Source organism: Serratia sp. SCBI (genome assembly GCF_000747565.1).
Classification (GTDB): Bacteria; Pseudomonadota; Gammaproteobacteria; order Enterobacterales; family Enterobacteriaceae; genus Serratia; species Serratia ureilytica.
Map to the genome: position 1 here is coordinate 1,514,196 of NZ_CP003424.1, position 17,092 is coordinate 1,531,287.

General features: G+C 60.6%; 17 protein-coding genes and 1 pseudogene. 3 read left to right on the plus strand and 15 right to left on the minus strand.

What is annotated here, in order from left to right; translation table 11 throughout:
- From ybiO to dps, 6 genes are all read right to left on the minus strand, one after another.
- On the minus strand, positions 1-2,220 hold the full coding sequence (gene ybiO, locus SERRSCBI_RS07055) for a mechanosensitive channel protein (RefSeq protein ID WP_042783985.1): 2,220 nt from the start codon (positions 2,218-2,220) through the stop codon (positions 1-3).
- A 153-nt stretch (positions 2,221-2,373) separates the two neighbouring features.
- Entirely contained in the window at positions 2,374-3,096 is a 723-nt protein-coding gene (gene glnQ / locus SERRSCBI_RS07060; RefSeq protein ID WP_004939230.1) for a glutamine ABC transporter ATP-binding protein GlnQ, read from the minus strand.
- A complete protein-coding gene (gene glnP, locus SERRSCBI_RS07065) occupies positions 3,093-3,752 on the minus strand; it encodes a glutamine ABC transporter permease GlnP (RefSeq protein ID WP_004939229.1) in 660 nt (219 codons plus the stop codon). Before glnP ends, glnQ begins: the two co-directional genes overlap by 4 nt.
- Before the next feature lie 103 nt (positions 3,753-3,855).
- The gene (gene glnH, locus SERRSCBI_RS07070) at positions 3,856-4,599 is read right to left on the minus strand and encodes a glutamine ABC transporter substrate-binding protein GlnH (protein WP_016928516.1); all 744 of its coding nucleotides are present in this window, start codon (positions 4,597-4,599) and stop codon (positions 3,856-3,858) included.
- Between the two features lie 337 nt (positions 4,600-4,936).
- Positions 4,937-5,203, minus strand: coding sequence for a DksA/TraR family C4-type zinc finger protein (locus tag SERRSCBI_RS07075; protein WP_033650555.1), 267 nt, complete (start codon positions 5,201-5,203; stop codon positions 4,937-4,939).
- A gap of 142 nt (positions 5,204-5,345) precedes the next feature.
- Positions 5,346-5,849, minus strand: a complete 504-nt coding sequence (gene dps / locus SERRSCBI_RS07080; protein WP_016928514.1) for a DNA starvation/stationary phase protection protein Dps — start codon at positions 5,847-5,849, stop codon at positions 5,346-5,348.
- 357 nt (positions 5,850-6,206) lie between these two features.
- Here dps and SERRSCBI_RS23995 point away from each other — a divergent pair.
- Positions 6,207-6,759, plus strand: a pseudogene (locus SERRSCBI_RS23995) (shikimate kinase).
- Here the strand turns inward: SERRSCBI_RS23995 and nanQ are convergent.
- Together nanQ and rhtA are read right to left on the minus strand one after the other, a co-directional pair.
- Positions 6,741-7,208 carry an N-acetylneuraminate anomerase gene (gene nanQ / locus SERRSCBI_RS07090; RefSeq protein ID WP_033650557.1) on the minus strand — a complete coding sequence of 156 codons (468 nt, stop codon included), beginning with the start codon at positions 7,206-7,208 and terminating at the stop codon, positions 6,741-6,743. The pseudogene SERRSCBI_RS23995 and the gene nanQ overlap by 19 nt on opposite strands.
- Before the next feature lie 132 nt (positions 7,209-7,340).
- Positions 7,341-8,228: a threonine/homoserine exporter RhtA gene (rhtA, locus tag SERRSCBI_RS07095; protein ID WP_033650558.1), complete on the minus strand. Its 888-nt coding sequence runs from the start codon at positions 8,226-8,228 to the stop codon at positions 7,341-7,343.
- A gap of 401 nt (positions 8,229-8,629) precedes the next feature.
- Between rhtA and ompX the strand changes: the two genes are divergently transcribed.
- The gene (ompX, locus tag SERRSCBI_RS07100) at positions 8,630-9,148 is read left to right on the plus strand and encodes an outer membrane protein OmpX (protein WP_019454480.1); all 519 of its coding nucleotides are present in this window, start codon (positions 8,630-8,632) and stop codon (positions 9,146-9,148) included.
- 86 nt (positions 9,149-9,234) lie between these two features.
- Here ompX and SERRSCBI_RS07105 read toward each other — a convergent pair whose 3' ends face one another.
- Complete coding sequence (locus SERRSCBI_RS07105) at positions 9,235-10,218, minus strand: nitrilase family protein (protein ID WP_042783988.1); 984 nt, start codon at positions 10,216-10,218, stop codon at positions 9,235-9,237.
- A 91-nt stretch (positions 10,219-10,309) separates the two neighbouring features.
- Here SERRSCBI_RS07105 and SERRSCBI_RS07110 point away from each other — a divergent pair, with 91 nt between their 5' ends.
- On the plus strand, positions 10,310-11,182 hold the full coding sequence (locus SERRSCBI_RS07110) for a LysR family transcriptional regulator (protein WP_042783989.1): 873 nt from the start codon (positions 10,310-10,312) through the stop codon (positions 11,180-11,182).
- Positions 11,183-11,186: 4 nt separating this feature from the next.
- Here the strand turns inward: SERRSCBI_RS07110 and SERRSCBI_RS07115 are convergent, their stop codons facing one another.
- From SERRSCBI_RS07115 to ltnD, 6 genes are all read right to left on the minus strand, one after another.
- Complete coding sequence (locus SERRSCBI_RS07115; RefSeq protein WP_033650561.1) at positions 11,187-11,717, minus strand: GNAT family N-acetyltransferase; 531 nt, start codon at positions 11,715-11,717, stop codon at positions 11,187-11,189.
- Between the two features lie 63 nt (positions 11,718-11,780).
- Entirely contained in the window at positions 11,781-13,151 is a 1,371-nt protein-coding gene (locus tag SERRSCBI_RS07120) for a GntP family transporter (protein ID WP_042783990.1), read from the minus strand.
- A 106-nt stretch (positions 13,152-13,257) separates the two neighbouring features.
- Entirely contained in the window at positions 13,258-14,034 is a 777-nt protein-coding gene (otnI, locus tag SERRSCBI_RS07125; protein WP_042783991.1) for a 2-oxo-tetronate isomerase, read from the minus strand.
- A 3-nt stretch (positions 14,035-14,037) separates the two neighbouring features.
- Positions 14,038-14,670: an aldolase gene (locus tag SERRSCBI_RS07130; protein ID WP_089191378.1), complete on the minus strand. Its 633-nt coding sequence runs from the start codon at positions 14,668-14,670 to the stop codon at positions 14,038-14,040.
- Positions 14,667-15,926 carry a 3-oxo-tetronate kinase gene (gene otnK / locus SERRSCBI_RS07135; RefSeq protein WP_084587953.1) on the minus strand — a complete coding sequence of 420 codons (1,260 nt, stop codon included), beginning with the start codon at positions 15,924-15,926 and terminating at the stop codon, positions 14,667-14,669. The genes SERRSCBI_RS07130 and otnK overlap by 4 nt, the downstream gene beginning before the upstream one ends.
- The gene (gene ltnD / locus SERRSCBI_RS07140; RefSeq protein WP_042783993.1) at positions 15,926-16,840 is read right to left on the minus strand and encodes an L-threonate dehydrogenase; all 915 of its coding nucleotides are present in this window, start codon (positions 16,838-16,840) and stop codon (positions 15,926-15,928) included. Before ltnD ends, otnK begins: the two co-directional genes overlap by 1 nt.
- Positions 16,841-17,092 lie beyond the last annotated feature (252 nt).

A 17,092-nucleotide genomic window follows, 5' to 3' on the forward strand; every position in this document is an offset into this window, starting at 1 on the left:
TCAGATCGCCGCGGGCGGCGCCTGCTCGTCATGCGGCTGCGGCGCGCGGGAAATCTGCATCGCCTGCTGCGGCATGCCGATGCCGGCCCGATCGAAATGGATTTTCACCAGCCGGTCGAGGGCGTATTGCACCACCCACTGTTTCAGCGCCTGCGTGCGCACCGTCACGCGGGTGGTGAACGAGCGATCGCCCAGCGCCACCACGCCGTTGAAGACCGGCTCGCCAATCAGGAAATGCTTCACCTGTTCATCCTGCTTCAGCGCCTCGATGGCCTGATGCAGCACCTCATTGACCCGATCGATGTCCTCGTCGCGGCTGACGGTGTAATTGGCGCGGTATACCCCAAACTCACGCGCATAGTTGGCCAGCGTGGTGATCGAAGAGTACGGCACGATGTGATAGACGCCGTAGTCGTCGCGCAGGCCGATCGAGCGGATGGTCATGCGCTCCACGGTGCCGGTGATGCCGCTGACGGTCACGTATTCGCCGGTGTTCATGCCGTTTTCAAACTGGATGAACACGCCGGTGATCACGTCTTTCACCAGCGTCTGGGCGCCGAAGCTGATGGCCAGCCCCAGCGCGCCGGCGCCCGCCAGCAGCGGCGCGATGTTCAGTCCGACCTGCGACAGCACGATCATCACGGTGATGGTGCTGATAACGATAGCCAACACGTTGCGAAACAGCGTCAGCAGCGTGCGTTCGCGCGCGCTCGGCCGCACGCCGTTGCTCAGCTCCAGCGCCAGGCGGTGCTCGATGATGCTGGCCATCAGCGTCCAGCTGAACACGGCGATCAACAGGATCAGCAGAATATGCACCAGCCCGCCGAGCGTCCGCTGGCCATTTTCGCTGCCCGCCCATTGATACAGGTTGATCAGATGCCAGGCATCGAGCAGAAACAGCGTCACTGCCAGCACCACCATCACCCGCAGTATCTTCAACCCGTTGGGGATGTAAGAGTTGATGCGCCGCTCAAGCATCGGATAGCGCAAATTGACGTCGGTCGGCAGCGAAATGCGGCGGAAAATCCAGCGGGTCAGCATGCCGGACAGCAGGGCGCCGACGCCGACCACCAGCAGGCTTTTTACCGTGGCGCTCATCATAAAGCGCAGGCTGTTGCCGATGTCGAACTGGGACAGCACGAACAGCACCAGAAAATAGGCGATCGCCAGCAGGTGCCAGACATGCCCCAGCCCGCGCAGGATCACGCTGAAAAACGCCATCGACCGTTCGGCCAGCAGGTTGATCTGTTGCTGTATCGGTTTGCGGTTGTGCAGGATCAGCCAAATGGCGTACAGCGTCAGCGCCAGCATCACCACCAGATTGACGGCGGCGGCGGCCGAATAGCTGATCTGCACCGCCACCACCGGCACCACCACCATCAGGCCATAGCCGATCAGGCCGCTGAGCCAGGCGAGGCGGGTGTTCCAATAGCGCGCGCTCCGATCGCTGAAAGGGAACGGGCGCAGATAGTCGAAGCTGGGGGCGAAAATCAGCCGCAGCACCGCCTTGAAAAATTCAATTACCGCGAAGGCGCTGAGAAACAGGGTCTGCAGCCGCAGGATGGTGGCGCTGTCGGCGTGGACGTGGCGGGCAAACAGGTTGCCTGCCGCCAGCGCCAGCAGCAGCACCAGCAGATCGATGGCGAAAGCGCCGAGAATGGCGGCGGGGCGCTTATACCACGGGCCGCGCTGCAGTCTGGCGTTGTGCCCCCAACTGCCCATGCGCTTGTACAGCGGCGCGATCAGCCGGCGGATCAGGTGGAACAGCGCAAAGGTGACCGCCACCGTCAGCAGAAAGTAGCCCAGCGCGCGGAAAAAGCCGGCGGGATTGAAAACGCGCTTCGGGCCGGAATCGATCAGCTTTTGCAGCGCGCCGAGCTTCTGGTTAAAGATGCCGATGCCTTCCTGCGCCAGCGAGTTCAGGCTGTCGCTCAGCGTAGCGGGCGTCGATTCTTCCGGCGTTGCCGGCGCGGCGGCCGCAGCGTCGCCGGCGGTCTGTTTCAGGTGGTCGATGAGTTCCGCGCGCGCTTGGTCGTCTTGCAGCAGATCGGCCAGCGCGGCGTAGGCGGCTTTCTGCTGCTCGCTCTTGTCGGCGGGCGCAGGCGGCGCGTTTTGCGCCAGCGCCGGTGGTGCGAAGACGCTCAGGGTCAACAGCAGCAGCAGGAAAAGCAGGTGTTCTCGCAGATGAGAACCTCGTCGGGAGTCTGCGTTTGGCGGCATGGTTCCTCTCTTTGGCGTTCTGTGATCGGCGGATGTCAGAGCAATACGATGAAAAACAATCAATATAGTAGGAAAGGAAGCGCGATGGGGCGTGGGAGAGCGTGCGGAATGAAAGCGGCGGGCGTGTGAACGCCCGCCGTGGAACCGTCAGGATCAGGACACGTGCTGCAGAAACTCCTGCAGACGCGGGCTCGGCGGATGGTTGATCAGATCGTGCGGGTTGCCGTCTTCGGCAATCCGGCCCTTGTCGATAAAGATCAGGCGCGACGCTACTTTTTCGGCAAAGCCGACTTCGTGGGTGACGATGACCATCGTCATGCCTTCCTCGGCCAGATCCTGCATCACCTTAAGCACTTCGTGGCGCAGCTCCGGATCGAGCGCGGAGGTCGGCTCGTCGAACAGCATCATTTTCGGCTTCACCGCCAGCGCGCGCGCGATCGCCACGCGCTGCTGCTGGCCGCCCGACAGTTCGGACGGGTAGTGGTGGGCGCGCTCCGCCAGACCGACCTTGGCCAGCAGCTCGCGCGCCAGCTTTTCCGCATCGGACTTCTTCGCGCCGCGCACGCGGATCGGGCCGAAGGCGACGTTTTCCAGCGCCGTCAGGTGCGGGAACAGGTAGAACTGCTGGAATACCATGCCGGCTTCCTGGCGGATCAACCGATCGTCTACTTTCGGATCGTTGGCTTTCAGGCCATCGACGATCAGATCGCCGCTGGTCACCTCTTCCAGCTTGTTGATGCAGCGCAGCAGGGTGGATTTGCCGGAGCCGGACGGCCCGATGATCACCACCACTTCGCCTTTGTCGATCTTCAAATCGATGTTGTGCAGCACCTGGGTTTGGCCAAAATGCTTGGAGACGTTTTTAAATTCAATCACAGGATTTTCATCCTTCTTTCCAGACGACGCAGCACGAAGCTCAGCACCAGAGTAATAATCAGGTAGATAACCGCCACGGCGCTCCAGATTTCCAGCGCGCGGAAGTTACCGGCAATAATTTCCTGACCCTGACGGGTCAGCTCCGCCACGCCGATCACGATGAACAGCGAGGTATCTTTGATGCTGATGATCCACTGGTTGCCCAGCGGCGGCAGCATGCGGCGCAGCGCCAGCGGCATAATGACGTAGCGGATGGTTTCGCGGCGCGACAGGCCGAGCGCCAGCCCGGCTTCGCGGAAACCGTTATGGATAGACAGCACCGCGCCGCGGGTGATTTCCGCGATGTAGGCGCCGGAGTTGATCATGATGGTCACCACCGCCGCGGTGAACGGATCGATGCGCAAATCGGTGAACGCCATCGGCAGGGCGAAGTAGATGAACATCACCTGCACCACGATCGGCGTGCCGCGGATCACTTCGATAAACACCAACGCGATGTGGTTGGCGATCCATCCGCCGTAGGTGCGGGCAAAGCCGGCGACGAGGCCGATGATCAGGCCGCCAATCAGACCGAGGACCGAAATCCACAGGGTCATTTTGGCGCCCTCTAACAAGATAGGAATGGCGGGCCAGATGGCGCTCCAGTCGAACTGCATGATATTTCTCCCGGTGATCCCAAACGTGGGTATCAGATACAACGAAGCGCAGGGGGTTAAGCGACCCCCTGTGCTTAAGTTAATAGCGTGCCAAGTTCACCGCTTACTTAGGTTCGGTGCCGAACCACTTCTTGTAGATTTCGTTATAGGTGCCGTTCTCGCGCAGGGTTTTCAGCGCGCCGTTCACCTTCTCGCGCAGCGCATCGCTGCCTTTAGGGAAGGCGATGCCATACTGCTGCGCTTCCAGCGAATCGCCGACGGTTTTGAACTTGCCGGCGCCGGCCGTCTTGATGAAGTATAAGATGTTTGGCGTGTCGTGCAGCACCGCGTCGGCGCGCTTGGTGCCCAGTTCCATATAGGCGTTGTCAATGTTCGGGAACTGACGCAGATCCTTGGTTTTGATGTGCTGCTTGGCGTAATCCACCGAGCCGGTGCCGCTCTTCACCGCCACCACTTTACCATTCAGATCGTCGATGCCTTTCACGCTGTTGTTGTCGGCATTGACCATGACCAGCAGGCCGCTTTTGTAGTAACCGTCCGAGAAGTCGATGGCTTTCTTGCGCTCATCGGTGATGGTGATGCCGGCCAGCGCCAGATCGACGTTTTTGGTCTGCAGCGCCGGAATGATGCCGCCGAAGTCCATTGGTTTCAGGGTGTAGTCCAGCTTCAGCTCTTTGGCGACGGCGGCCCACAGGTCGATGTCGAAGCCGACGTATTTGTCGCCTTGCTTGAACTCAAAAGGAACGAAAGCGGTGTCGGTGGCGACCACCAGTTTGTCTGCTGCGTGGGAACTTACGGCAAAGGCCAGGGAGAGTGCGGCCAGGGAGACTTTAAAAATCGACTTCATGAGAGGAATTCCTGTACAGGTTGCGGATTACCCATTTTTATATTGCAGTTGGTGCCATGAAAAAATCGTGCCATGTTTTCAACTAATATAAAAACAAAGAGTTACTGCGTGATGTTGTGCCGTGACGGCGAATAGTTATGGTTATGCACCACAATGAGGCACCGAAATGGTGCGTAAGAATTATCTTGGTGCACGGGGCTATCATTAACCAAATTTTGGCTGTGAAACAACCGTTCTTTAACGTTTTTGCTTCAATATTGATAACTAACTCTAACTTTCATGATCCATTGACGGTGCAAGCGTGACTGCGAGAGGGGAAAAAGGGGAGCAGATAATGCTAGCGCAACTGGCTGTCTTTGCTGCCGCGCCGGTTGTACAGGCTGCTGGCCGCGTGTTTTTTGTCTTGTTCGGCCTGGCAGGCGACACAAAAACGCACCCCCTTCAGCGCCTTGCGGCGCGCCTCGGGGATCGGTTCTCCACATTCCTGGCAATAGCGTTCGCTCTCGCCATGCCCGAGCGCATCACGCGCGCGCTGCACCGCATCGTCGACGGTCGAATCAATCTGATCTTGTACGGCGCCGTCCGCCGCCCAGCCGCTGGCCATCATCACCTCCTGACAAGGGAAACCTACCGCTTAATATGGGCCGTTTTTTGCACAATTCAACGGCCGCGCAAAAGAAAACAGGCCGGGCGAAGCCCAGCCTGTTCTGCCCGGCACGACGGGCGGTCTGCAACGCGCTGCGGCGTTATTCGATGTTGGATTCGATGAACCACAGGAACTTGTCCAGATCGCGCGAGGCGGCGGTGAACATGTCGGCGGTGTCTTCGTCTTCCACTTCGGTAATGGCCTTACGGATGTCATTCGCCACCGCGCCGTAGCGATCGGCCAGCGCTTTCAGGTGTTCTTGCACGCTGTGGATATTGGTCGGATAGCTTTTCAGCGGCGTGCGATCGTTCACCACCTGTACGGTGCCCAGCGCCACGCCGCCCAGCTGCACCACGCGCTCGGCGAAGGTGTCCTGGTGCTCGATGATGGCGGTGCGGAAGCCGTCCAGCATTTCATGAACCGCGATAAAGTTCGCGCCACGCATGTTCCAGTGCGCCTGTTTGGTGATCAACGAGAGATCGATGAATTGCACGACCTGATGGTTCAGCGCCTTGATGGCGGCCAGTTTGATTTTTTCGTCCAGATCGTTACGGGTATACAGCAGATCAGAAGATTTCGTTTTCACCAGTTTAGCGGTACTCATATCAGATATCCTCTTGATTAGTCGTTGTCCTATTTCATTACGGGATCAATTATAGCAGGGCTGTTTATTTTTGCCGGACGAAAATGGCTATTGCACAAATAGGATTAGCCTACGAATAATGGGTCTGGTTGAATTTTTACTTAATACAACACCATGAAAAATATAATTATTTATCATTCTCTGATTTATTGTTTATGGCTGTGAAAATTTCCCCTGGTTATTTTATTTTTTCGCCTGCGGGCTTCGGCTAAATATCCGCTTTGTTATCGTGGTGTTAATTTCTCATCCATTCATATTGATAGCGGTAATTGGTGCCGCTACAGTAGGGCAATTATCCTCTCTCTTTATAGGCGAATAATGAAAATTAACGTCGTCGGCACCAGCGGCAGCGGTAAAAGCACCCTGGCGCGTCAACTGGCGGAACGGCTTGGCGTGCCCTATATCGAGATGGACAGGCTGTATTGGCGGCCCGAATGGCAGGGAACGCCTGATGACGCGTTCCTGGCGCGGCTTGAACAGACGCTGGCCGAAGCGGGGGATGGCTGGGTGCTGGACGGCAATTACAGCCGCACGCAGCCGATCAAGTGGCGCGAGGTCGATTATATTCTGTGGCTGGACTACGGTTTCGGCCGCACGCTGTGGCAGGCCGTGCGCCGCGCGTGCCGACGCGCGGCCGGCAAAAAGCGAGCTGTGGCCGGGCACCGGCAATCGGGAAAGCTTCCGCCGTTCTTTCTTCAGCCGCGAGTCGATCGTGCTCTGGACGATCCGCACTTACTCGAAGAACCGGCGAAAATATCTGGCGGAGATGGCTCGTCCCGACGCCGGACGCCGTTTCGTGCGCCTGCGTTCTCCCCGCCAGGCCGCCGATTTTCTACGGGCGCTGCCGCAGGTTCACAGCAGCAGACGGTGATGGATCCTCACCACCGCTTTCTTGATTTGCTGTGGACGCTGCCACACGCAGCCGGTCTTGTGCGGCTCCATCTGGAAAAAGAGGGCGAACATGCCGTGCGTCATGTGCAGCGTTTGCGGGTGGCGTTTGATGTCCAGCAGCAGCAGATCGCTATTTTCCGCGTGGGGGTGTTCGCGATGTCCGTTGCCCGCCAGACCGTATTCGATGCGCTCTTCACCGCTGATCAGCAGATGCAGCGCAATGTATTCCTGATGCATTTCGGCGCGCTTTTCCGCCGCCGGCGCGGTGGTCAGCGTCATCACGTCCATAAAGATGTTGTCGCCGTCGATCGGGTGATGCCCCAGCGCCAGTTCTGGCAGGTCGCATCGGCGCAATTCGGTCAGGGTTGAAACCAGCGCCGGCGCGAGTCCGCGGCCGAAGCGTGGGTTGAACAGGCTGTTGTGAATCACTGTTATTCTCCATGTGAGCGAAAGTCCAAAGAGCCTGCGATACAGGCTAAGGGGAAGTATGCCGACTTGTCACGAGGAAAACAGTTAACCCGCCTGCATTCCGACGTTGCGGTCTGCAGGCGAGTCGGGTCATCAGGAAAGGCTTTCGAGGCGAGGTTTGGGGCGAATGGTGAGGGCGGAGCCCATGGAGGCGGCGATGATCGCCGCCAGCGCCAGCCATTGCACGCCGCTCAGGTGTTCGCCGAGGAACAGCATGCCGGATAACGCCGCCATCGCCGGTTCCAGGCTCATCAAGGTGCCGAAGGTGCGCGCCGGAATTTTGGGCAGCGCGATGATCTCCAGCGAATAAGGCAGCGCGGTGGAGAGGATCGCCACCGCCAGCGCTATCGGCAGAATCTCAACGTTGAACAGCACGCTGCCGGTTTGCCAGGCGCCGATCGGGCAGAACACCAACGCGGCGATCAGCGAGCCGAGCGCCACCGTGCCGGGGCCGTGATCGCCGCCGGCCTTCTGGCCGAAGATGATATAGACCGCCCAGCAGGCGCCGGCGCCGAGCGCGCAGGCGGCACCGAACGGGTCGATTCCGCCTACGCCGTGGCCAAGCGGCAGCAGGAACCACAGCCCGGCGATCGCCAACGCCACCCAAAGGAAGTCAATCGGCCGCCGCGACGAGAACATGGCCACCGCCAGCGGGCCGGTAAACTCCAGCGCCACGGCGATGCCGAGCGGCACGGTGCGCAACGACAGGTAGAACAGGTAGTTCATCGCGCCGAGCGACAGGCCGTAAATCAACAGCGGCAAGCGGCTGCCGGCGGCGATGCGCATGCGCCACGGGCGGAAGATGATGAACAGAATCAGGGTGCCAATGAAAAGACGCAGCGTCGTGATGCCTTCCGCGCCCACGATCGGGAACAGGCTTTTGGCCAACGAAGCGCCGCTCTGGATCGACACCATGGCGATGATTAACAGACAAATGGGCAGCAGCGCGGAGGGCGCTCTGCCGGCAGTAGATAACGACATCCTTAACGGGCCTTTTATGCGCCGTTCCTCAGCCTTGAGAAAACGGTCGAAACGGGGATGCGAGCAGTGTAAATGAAATGGCGAAAATCTGTCTGAGAAAAGCGCGCATCGCGGTGAAATCCGCCGATCCTCGGATGAGATGTGGCGGATTTGGTCAAAAAATGCGCTTTTTCTTAAGAATTATCTGGATATTAAATAGGTGATTTTTGTCACAGAAAGTCGTAGAATACGGCCGAAAATAGAGCGAAAAGAAGAAGATACACTGTTCTTGAAATCTTCTGTTACACGATATAAAGCATTAGACACTCATTTCAAGGCAGAGTTTCACGCTAATTTTTTGTTATATTTTCAAAGCATGAACAAATGGATGTACTTAATAATAAAACGCGTTTGAGGTGGTTATGAAAAAAATTGCATGTCTTTCCGCAGTAGCAGCTTGCGTATTAGCAGTTAGCGCAGGTACCGCATTCGCTGGTCAGAGCACCGTATCCGCTGGCTATGCGCAGGGTGATTTCCAAGGCGTTGCTAACAAAGCCGACGGTTTCAACCTGAAATACCGTTACGAGTTCGACAACAACCCACTGGGCGTAATCGGTTCCTTTACCCACCTGGAAAAGGACGGTTCTCAGGACGGTTTCTATAACAAAGCTCAGTACAACTCTATCTCTGCCGGTCCAGCATACCGCATCAATGACTGGGCGAGCATCTACGGTCTGGTTGGCCTGGGTTACGGTAAATTCACTACCAACGCTCAGAACGGCACTTCTCGTCACGACACCGCTGACTACGGCTTCACCTACGGCGCCGGTCTGCAGTTCAACCCAATCGAGAACGTTGCCCTGGATGTCGGTTACGAGCAGAACCGCATTCGCAGCGTTGACGTTGGCACCTGGAACGTTGGCGTAGGCTACCGCTTCTAAGTGTGTTCGTGCCTGCGGGCATGAACCTGCGGCCTTGTTTGCCGCACCCATAAAAAATCCGCCTCCGGGCGGATTTTTTTTATCTGTCATTCACCGCCGCGCCCCGTCGGCTGCGTCGAAAAGCGCGCGCTGCGGGCATCGCGCTCGTAGCCTTGCGGCTCGGTCAACAACCCGTACAGCTCGGGGCGCCGCCCGTAGATCCAGCGGCGACCGGTGCTGAGCGGGATCAGCGTCAGATCGAGCTCGGCGCTGACCATCCGGTCTTCCGCCGCCCAGGTCTCCGCCACGATCCGGCCGTAAGGATCGAGGATCATCGCGTTGCCGGTGCGTATTTCATCGTCATCTCGGCCCACGCCGTTGCTGAACAGCAAGAACAGCCCGTTGTCGTGAGCGCGCGACGGCAGCCAGCGCATCAGCCAGCCGCGGCCGTGTTCGCCGCGAAAGGCGGCTTCTATCGCCTGCGGATCTTCCACGCGCCGCTGCCACAGCACCTGCGGGATCGGCTTCATGCCGTGCGGGCTGCGCGAATGGGTGCCGCCGGTCTGGTGCGGGGCGATCAGCACCTCCGCGCCCAGCAGCGCCGTTGCGCGCACATTCTCCACCAGATTATTGTCCCAGCAGATCAATACGCCCACGCGTACGCCCCAGGGGGTATCGAACACCGTATAGCGGTCGCCGCTGGCGATAGCCGGGTGCTCGAAGGCGTGCAGTTTGCGGTGCACATGCAGTTCGCCGTCCGGCAGACAAACGGCATAGGCGTTGTAACACCGGCCGTCATCGCCCAGCTCGATCAGCCCGATGCCAATCGCCATGTTGTAACGCTCAGCCAGCGGGCGAATGCGCGCCAGCGAAGGGCTGCTCACGATCGGCTCCGCCAGCGCCCGCACTTCGGCGTCGGACAGATGGCGCACGTGCCAATAGCCGGTGACGCACATTTCCGGGAATGCCAACAGTTGTATCTGTTGTTCGGCCGCTTCCGCGATAAAGCGTTCCATGGTCGACAGGTTGTAATTCTTGTCATTGGCATGATGCTGGAATTGCACCGTGGCGGCGCGTAATGAGGTGGTCATGGGATCTCTCCGGTTGGGGTCTGCATTGATTACAGCAGGCGAATTGATTACTGTATAATCAATTAAATTCCTTATTTGATAACCTAATGGAATGGATATAAAACAACTGCGCGCCCTGGTGGCGCTGGCGGAGCAGGGCAACTATCGGCAGGCGGCGAGCCTGCTGTGCATCAGCCAACCGGCGCTGAGCAAGCAAATTCAGGCGCTGGAAGCCCAGCTTGACGTTCGGCTGTTCGAGCGCGGCCGACAAGGGGCGGTGCTCACTGCCGGCGGGCGGCGGCTTTACCCGGAGGCGCAGGCGCTGGTGGAGCAGTATCAGCAGTTTCAGCGGCGCGCGCGGCGGGTGGCGCTTGGGGAAGCGGGGCGGCTGGCGCTGGGGTTTGGCCTGTCCAGTTTTCATCTGGCTCCGCAGCTGGTGGCCGCCTTTCGCCAACGGTTTCCCGAGGTGGCGATTGGCCTCGAAGATCTGCCGTCGGAGCGGCAGTATCAGCTGTTGCTGCAGGGAGAGTTGCAGGCGGGGTTCGTGCGCTTGCCGGTCAATACGCCGCTGTGCGGTGTGGCATTGCTGAGCGATAGGTTGGTGCTGGCTGCGCCGGGCGCGCTGGCGCTGCGCACCGACGATCTGATGGCACGTTTCAATCAGCTGCCGCTGTTGCAATTGACCCCTAAACGCGGGCGCGGGCTGAGCGATCAGTCGCTGCGGTTTATCGCCGCTCACCGGTTGACGCCGAACGTGGTGCAGCAGGCCGGCGACATCCAGACGCTGTTGGCGTTGGTCGCCGCCGGCGTCGGCGTCGCGCTGCTGCCGCACAGCATCACGCATATCGCGCCGGCCGGCATCGACATTTTACCGCTGAGCGGCGAGGAGACGGAGTGGCAGGTCGGTATCGCCTGGGATCCGCAGCGCACCGACGCGCTGCGGGACAACTTCATTCAGACGGCGTTGGCGGTGCAACGCGCTTAGGCATTCAAAGCGGGCAGTGCATCACCACGATCGGGTTTTGATGGTACTCGCTGCGGTGGCTTTCGCTGAAGCCGACCTTTTTCGCCAACGCCAGCGAAGCCTGGTTTTCAGGCGAGATGATGCAGACGGTTTTTTCCCCCGGCAGGTGCGTTTTCCCCCAGGCCAGCGCCGCCCGCAGCGCCTCGGTGGCATAGCCTTTGCCGTGCGCCGAACTCACCAGCGTCCAGCCCATCTCCGGCGCATCGAGCGCCGGGGTGATGTCGCGCAGGAAGTTGGAAAAGCCGATGCTGCCGAGGTACTCGCCGCTCTGCTTGTCACGCACCGCCCAATACCCGTATCCCAACAGCGCCCAGTGGCCAACGTAGCGCATCAGGCGCCCCCAGGAGTCTTCCCGGTCGCGCGGGGTGCCGCCGATATAGCGCACCACCAGCGGGTCGGCCCACAGCGCGGCCAGCGAGTCGAAGTCGTCCAGCGTGTGCGCGTCCAGCCGCAGGCGTTCGGTGATAAGCGTTGGCGCGGTGTTGATTACGGTCATGTTGCTGCTCCTGCACAGGGTGAAAGGCGATGAAAAACAACGGCGTTCAGTATGCCAGAGAAATCACGCCGCCAGCCACAACAGCCAGGTGAACAGGAAGCCGCTCAGGCCGAGCAGGGTGGTCAACACCGTCCAGGTCTTCAGGCCATCGGCCACCGACAGCCCCAGATAGCGCGTGACGATCCAAAAACCGGAGTCGTTGACGTGCGAAAGCCCGAGCCCGCCGAAACAGGTCGCCAGCGTTACCAGCACCAGCTGCAGTTGATTCAAGCCGCTGACCGCTTCCGACAACAGACCGCCGGTGGTCAGGATCGCCACGGTGGCGGAACCCTGCGAGGCGCGCAGCGCCAGCGAAATGATAAAGGCGGCGGGCACCAGCGGCAGGCCGATGGCCGTCAGCACTTCCGCCAGCGCCTTGCCGACGCCGGATTCCACCAGCACCTTGCCGAACACGCCGCCCGCGCCGGTTACCAGGATCACCACTGCGGCGGTTGGCAGCGCAGCCCCCATCACGTCGCTGGCGTGTTGCAGGCTCCAGCCGCGGCGCAGCGCCAGGAAGTAGAAGGCCAACAGCAGGGCTATCATCAGCGCCACCGCCGGCGAGCCCAGCAGCGACAGCGCATCGCGCAGCGCCGAGCCGGCCGGCAACAGCGTGGCGGAGACGGTGCCGAGCATGATGATGGCGATCGGGATGACGATCAGCGCCGCCACCAGGCCGGCGCCGGGTGGGTTGATGCGATCGCTGAGCGGCGCGTGATCTTCCGGACGCGGCTCCGGCGCCGCCAGCTGCAGCTGTTCCAGAACCTCTATCGATAACGGATAGGTTTTGCGGTTGAGGTAGTTGGCGGCGAAATAGCCGATAACGCCGACCGGAATACAGATCGCGAGGCCGATAATGGTCAGCCAGCCGATGTCGGCGTTGAGCAAGCCGGCGGCGGCGACCGGGCCGGGGTGCGGCGGCAGCGCGACGTGTACCGTCAACATCACGCCGGCCATCGGCAGGCCGAACTTGAGCGGCGACACTTTGGCGACCTTAGCGAAGCCATAGATAATCGGCGCCAGAATGATAAAGCCGACGTCGAAGAACACCGGAATGCCGAGAATAAACGCGGCGAGGGTCAGTGCCGCGACGGTATGTTTCGGCCCCAGACCCTGGCTGAAACGCTGCGCCAGCGACTCGGCGCCGCCCGATTGTTCGATCATGCGGCCGAGCATCGCCCCCAGACCGATGATGATGGTCACCGAGCCGAGCACGCCGCCCATTCCGGCGGTCATCACTTTCATCACTTCGCCGGTCGGAATGCCGCTGGCCAGCGCCACCAGCAAACTGACCACCAACAGCGCGACAAAGGGTTGCACCTTCGCCTTAATCACCATCAATAACAGCAGCACCACGCCGAGTACGGCAATCAGCAACAGCAGAGAGGTAGACATGAAAAAAGCCTTTCGTTGGGTAAGCGTTGGGCACCGCGATCGCCGCGTGGCGATACGGGTGCGTTTCATTGTTATAAAATCGATTTCCTGGTGTCGGCGTGCGGCTTTAGCGGTAAGGCTTCAGCCAGCCGAGCCCGGCGGCGGTGTCGCCGCGCGGGCGGTATTCGCAACCGATCCAGCCCTGATAGCCGAGCGCATCCAGCTTGTCGAACAGCCACGGGTAATTCAGTTCGCCCTCGTCCGGCTCATGGCGATCCGGCACCGAGGCTATCTGGATATGCGCGTAGCGCCCGGCCAGCGTCTCCAGCAGCCCGCTGATATTGCCGTCCACCAACTGCGCGTGGAAAAAATCGAACTGGATGAACACGTTCGGTCTTTCGATCGCCGCCACCGCTTCCGCCGCCTGATGCTGACTGGCGAACAGGTAGTCGGGCTTGACCGGCGGGCTGAGCGCCTCGATCAGCACCTTGACGCCATGCGGCGCAAAAGCGTCGGCGGCATAACGCGCATTGGCGATAAAGGTGTCGAGATAACGCCGTCGATCCGCGCCTGCGGGCACCACGCCGGCCATCAGGTGCACGCAGGGGCAGGAAAGGGTGATGGCGTAGGCCAGCGCGCGATCGATATCGGCGCGCGCATCCCGTTCGCGGCCCGGCAGCGCCGCCAGCCCCCATTCGCCGGCGGCGGCATCGCCGGGCGCGGTGTTGAACAGCACCTGTTGCAGGCCGTGTTCGCGCAGTTTCTCGGCCAACAGATCGGCGGGATGCTCGTAAGGGAACAGGAATTCCACCGCGCTGAAGCCCTGTGCGGCAGCGGCGGCAAAGCGATCGAGGAACGGCACCTCGGTAAACATCATCGACAAATTGGCGGCAAATTTAGGCATGGTTCAGCTCCGTAATTCGGCAATTTCATCAGCGGTCAAATAGCGGATCGGACGATCGCCGAGGGTGAAGATCAGCCGAGCCGCATCTTCCATCTCTTCGGTATTGTCCGCCGCCGCTCGCAGGTCTTTACCCGTCACCACCGGCCCGTGGTTAGCCAGCAAAAAGGCGCGGTGGGTCGGCGCCAGGCGGGCCAGATCCTGTGCCAGCCTTTCGTCGCCGGGCCGGTAGTAAGGCACCACCGGCACCTTGCCGACGCGCATCACCACATAGGGGGTGAACGGTTTGATGGCGTTGTCGGCGTCCAGCCCCTGCAGGCAAGAGAGCGCCGTGAGGTAGGTGCAATGCAAGTGCACGACCGCTTTGCATTCGGGGTTGTTCAGATAGAGCGCCCGATGAAAGCTGATCTCTTTCGACGGTTTGTCGCCGGAGAGCCAGTCGCCGTTCAGGCTCACTTTAGACAGGCGATCGGCCTGCAGCTCGCCGAGACAGGAGCCGGTCGGCGTCGCCAGCAGCGCGCCGTCCGGCAGCAACAGCGAGAGGTTGCCGGCGGAGCCGGTGGCGTAGCCGCGTTGGAAAAACGAGGCGCCCAGGCGCACCATCTCTTCACGCGCCTGCTGTTCAATCGTCATGCTCATACCGGGAACTCCGTTTGCGCGCGCGCGAAGAAGGCTTCATCGCCAAAATTACCCGATTTCAGCGCCAGGGAAATGGCTCGATCGCTGGCACGCACCCAGGGAACGCCGGGGGAAATGCTGGGGCCGATATGGAAGCCGCGAATACCCAGCGCCTGCGTGACCACGCCGGAGGTTTCGCCGCCGGCGACGATAAAGCGGCTGAATCCCAACTGGCGCAGTTGCACCACCAGCTCGGCGAACAAGGCTTCCACCGCCTCGCTGGCGGCGGCGCCATGCCGTTGTTGCGTTTGCTGCAGCGACTCCGGCGATGCAGTGGCGTAGATCAGCGGGGCAAGCGCTTCTCCGGCATGGCGCTGCGCCCAGTGCGCCAACTCGACGGCGTAGGCGGCGCGCGTCTGGGGATCGAAGCAACGGTCGATATCGATGGCCTGCGCCGCCGCGCGTTCGCGATAGTGCGCCACCTGCCGGTTAGTCATGACGGAGCAGGAGCCAGACAGTACCGCCGCCTTTTCCCCCAGCGGCGCGCCGGCCGCTTCTGCCGCGCGATCGCCGTTCTGCGCCCATTGCCGCGCCAAACCGATCGCCAGGCCCGAACCGCCGGTCACCAGCTTCATCGTTTTCAACGCTTCACCCTGGGTAAGCAGATGCCGTTCGTTGAGCGTGTCCAGCACCGCGTAGCGCACGCCTTCCTGCGCCAGTTGCTGCAGCTTCTCGCTGACTGCCTCGGCGCCGCGATCCATTTCCGCCGCCGTCACCAGCCCACAGCGTCCGGCGGCCTGGGATTCCATCAGGCGAAGCAGGTTGCTGTCGGTCATCGGCGTGACCGGGTGATGACGCATGCCGGACTCAGACAGCATCTGTTCCCCGACGAACAGGTAGCCCTGATAGACCGTGCGGCCGTTTACCGGCAGCGCCGGGGAAACAACCGTGAAATTTTCCCCCAGCGCGGCGAGCAGGGCGTCGGTCACCGGGCCGATATTGCCCTGTGCGGTGCTGTCGAAGGTGGAGCAGTATTTGAAGTAGAACTGGCGGCAGCCCTGTTTTTGCAGCCAGGCCAGCGCTTGCAATGCCTGTTCGATCGCCTGCTCTGCCGGGCAGGAGCGCGATTTCAGGCTGATGACGACCGCCTGAGCGCCGACCGGCGTTTCGTCCTGCGGCACGTCGTTCAACTGCACCGTAGGCAGGCCGTTTTGCACCAGAAAACTGGCGATGTCGGTCGCGCCGGTAAAATCATCCGCGATTACGCCGAGTTGCATCAGAGCGTCTCCTTTTTCTGCGGCAGATCGATGCCGGCAAAGATTTTGATTACCGCGCTGTCATCTTCTTTACCGTAGCCGGCGTTGCTGGCGGCGGTAAACATGGTGAAGGCGGTGGAGGCCAGCGGCAGCGGGAAATGCAGCGCCTTGGCGGTATCCGCCACCAGCCCCAGATCCTTGACGAAGATATCCACCGCCGATTTGGGCGTATAGTCGCCGTCGACCACGTGGCGCATGCGATTTTCGAACATCCAGGAGTTGCCGGCGGCGTGGGTGACGACGTCATACATGACGTCCAGCGGGATGTTGGCGCGGGCGGCCAGCGCCATGGCTTCCGCTCCGGCGGCGATGTGCACGCCGGCCAACAGCTGGTGGATGATTTTTACCGTCGCGCCCAGGCCGATGGTTTCGCCGATGCGGTAAACCTTGCCGGCGATGGCGTCCAGCACGGGTTGCAGGCGCGCGAAGGTGGCGTCGGCGCCGGCGGCCATCACCGTCATCTGGCCTTCTTCCGCCTTGGCCGCCCCGCCGGAAACCGGCGCGTCCAGCATCGCCAGGCCGTAGTCCAGCAGCCGTTGCTCGATCTGTTTGGCGTCATCGGCGGAAATGGTCGAAGACACCATCACCGCCGTGCCCGGCTTGAGCTGCGGCGCCAGGCCTTGCTCGCCGAACAGGATTTGCTTCACCTGCGCGGCGTTCACCACCAGCAGCAACACGGCGTCCAGCTCGGCCGCGAAGTCGCAGGCGCTGGTAGACGCTTGTTTCGCGCCGGCCTGTTGCAGCGCCGCCAGCGCCTGCGGATTGAGATCGGCGCCGTAGGTGGTCAATCCGGCGCGGAGGCATGAACGCGCGGCGCCCATGCCCATCGCCCCCAGCCCGATGACGCAAACGGCATAATTCCCTGGGTGTGTCATACTGCACTCCTGTTAATTTTAGTGATAATTTGTTTTGTTGTGTTAAATGTAAGCGCTTGTCGGCTGATTATCCGCGATCGCTATCACAATAATTAACAATGCGTGAAACGGGTTTTTCGTGCGATTTCTGGCCTGAAGCAACATTACTATTATGTTTTTAAATAAGTTTATTTTTGGCTGGCCTAACTGCGCTCGCCGTCACGCTGCGAGAAATTAGGGCTATCGGCGAACGAAAATTGACGTAAAATCACA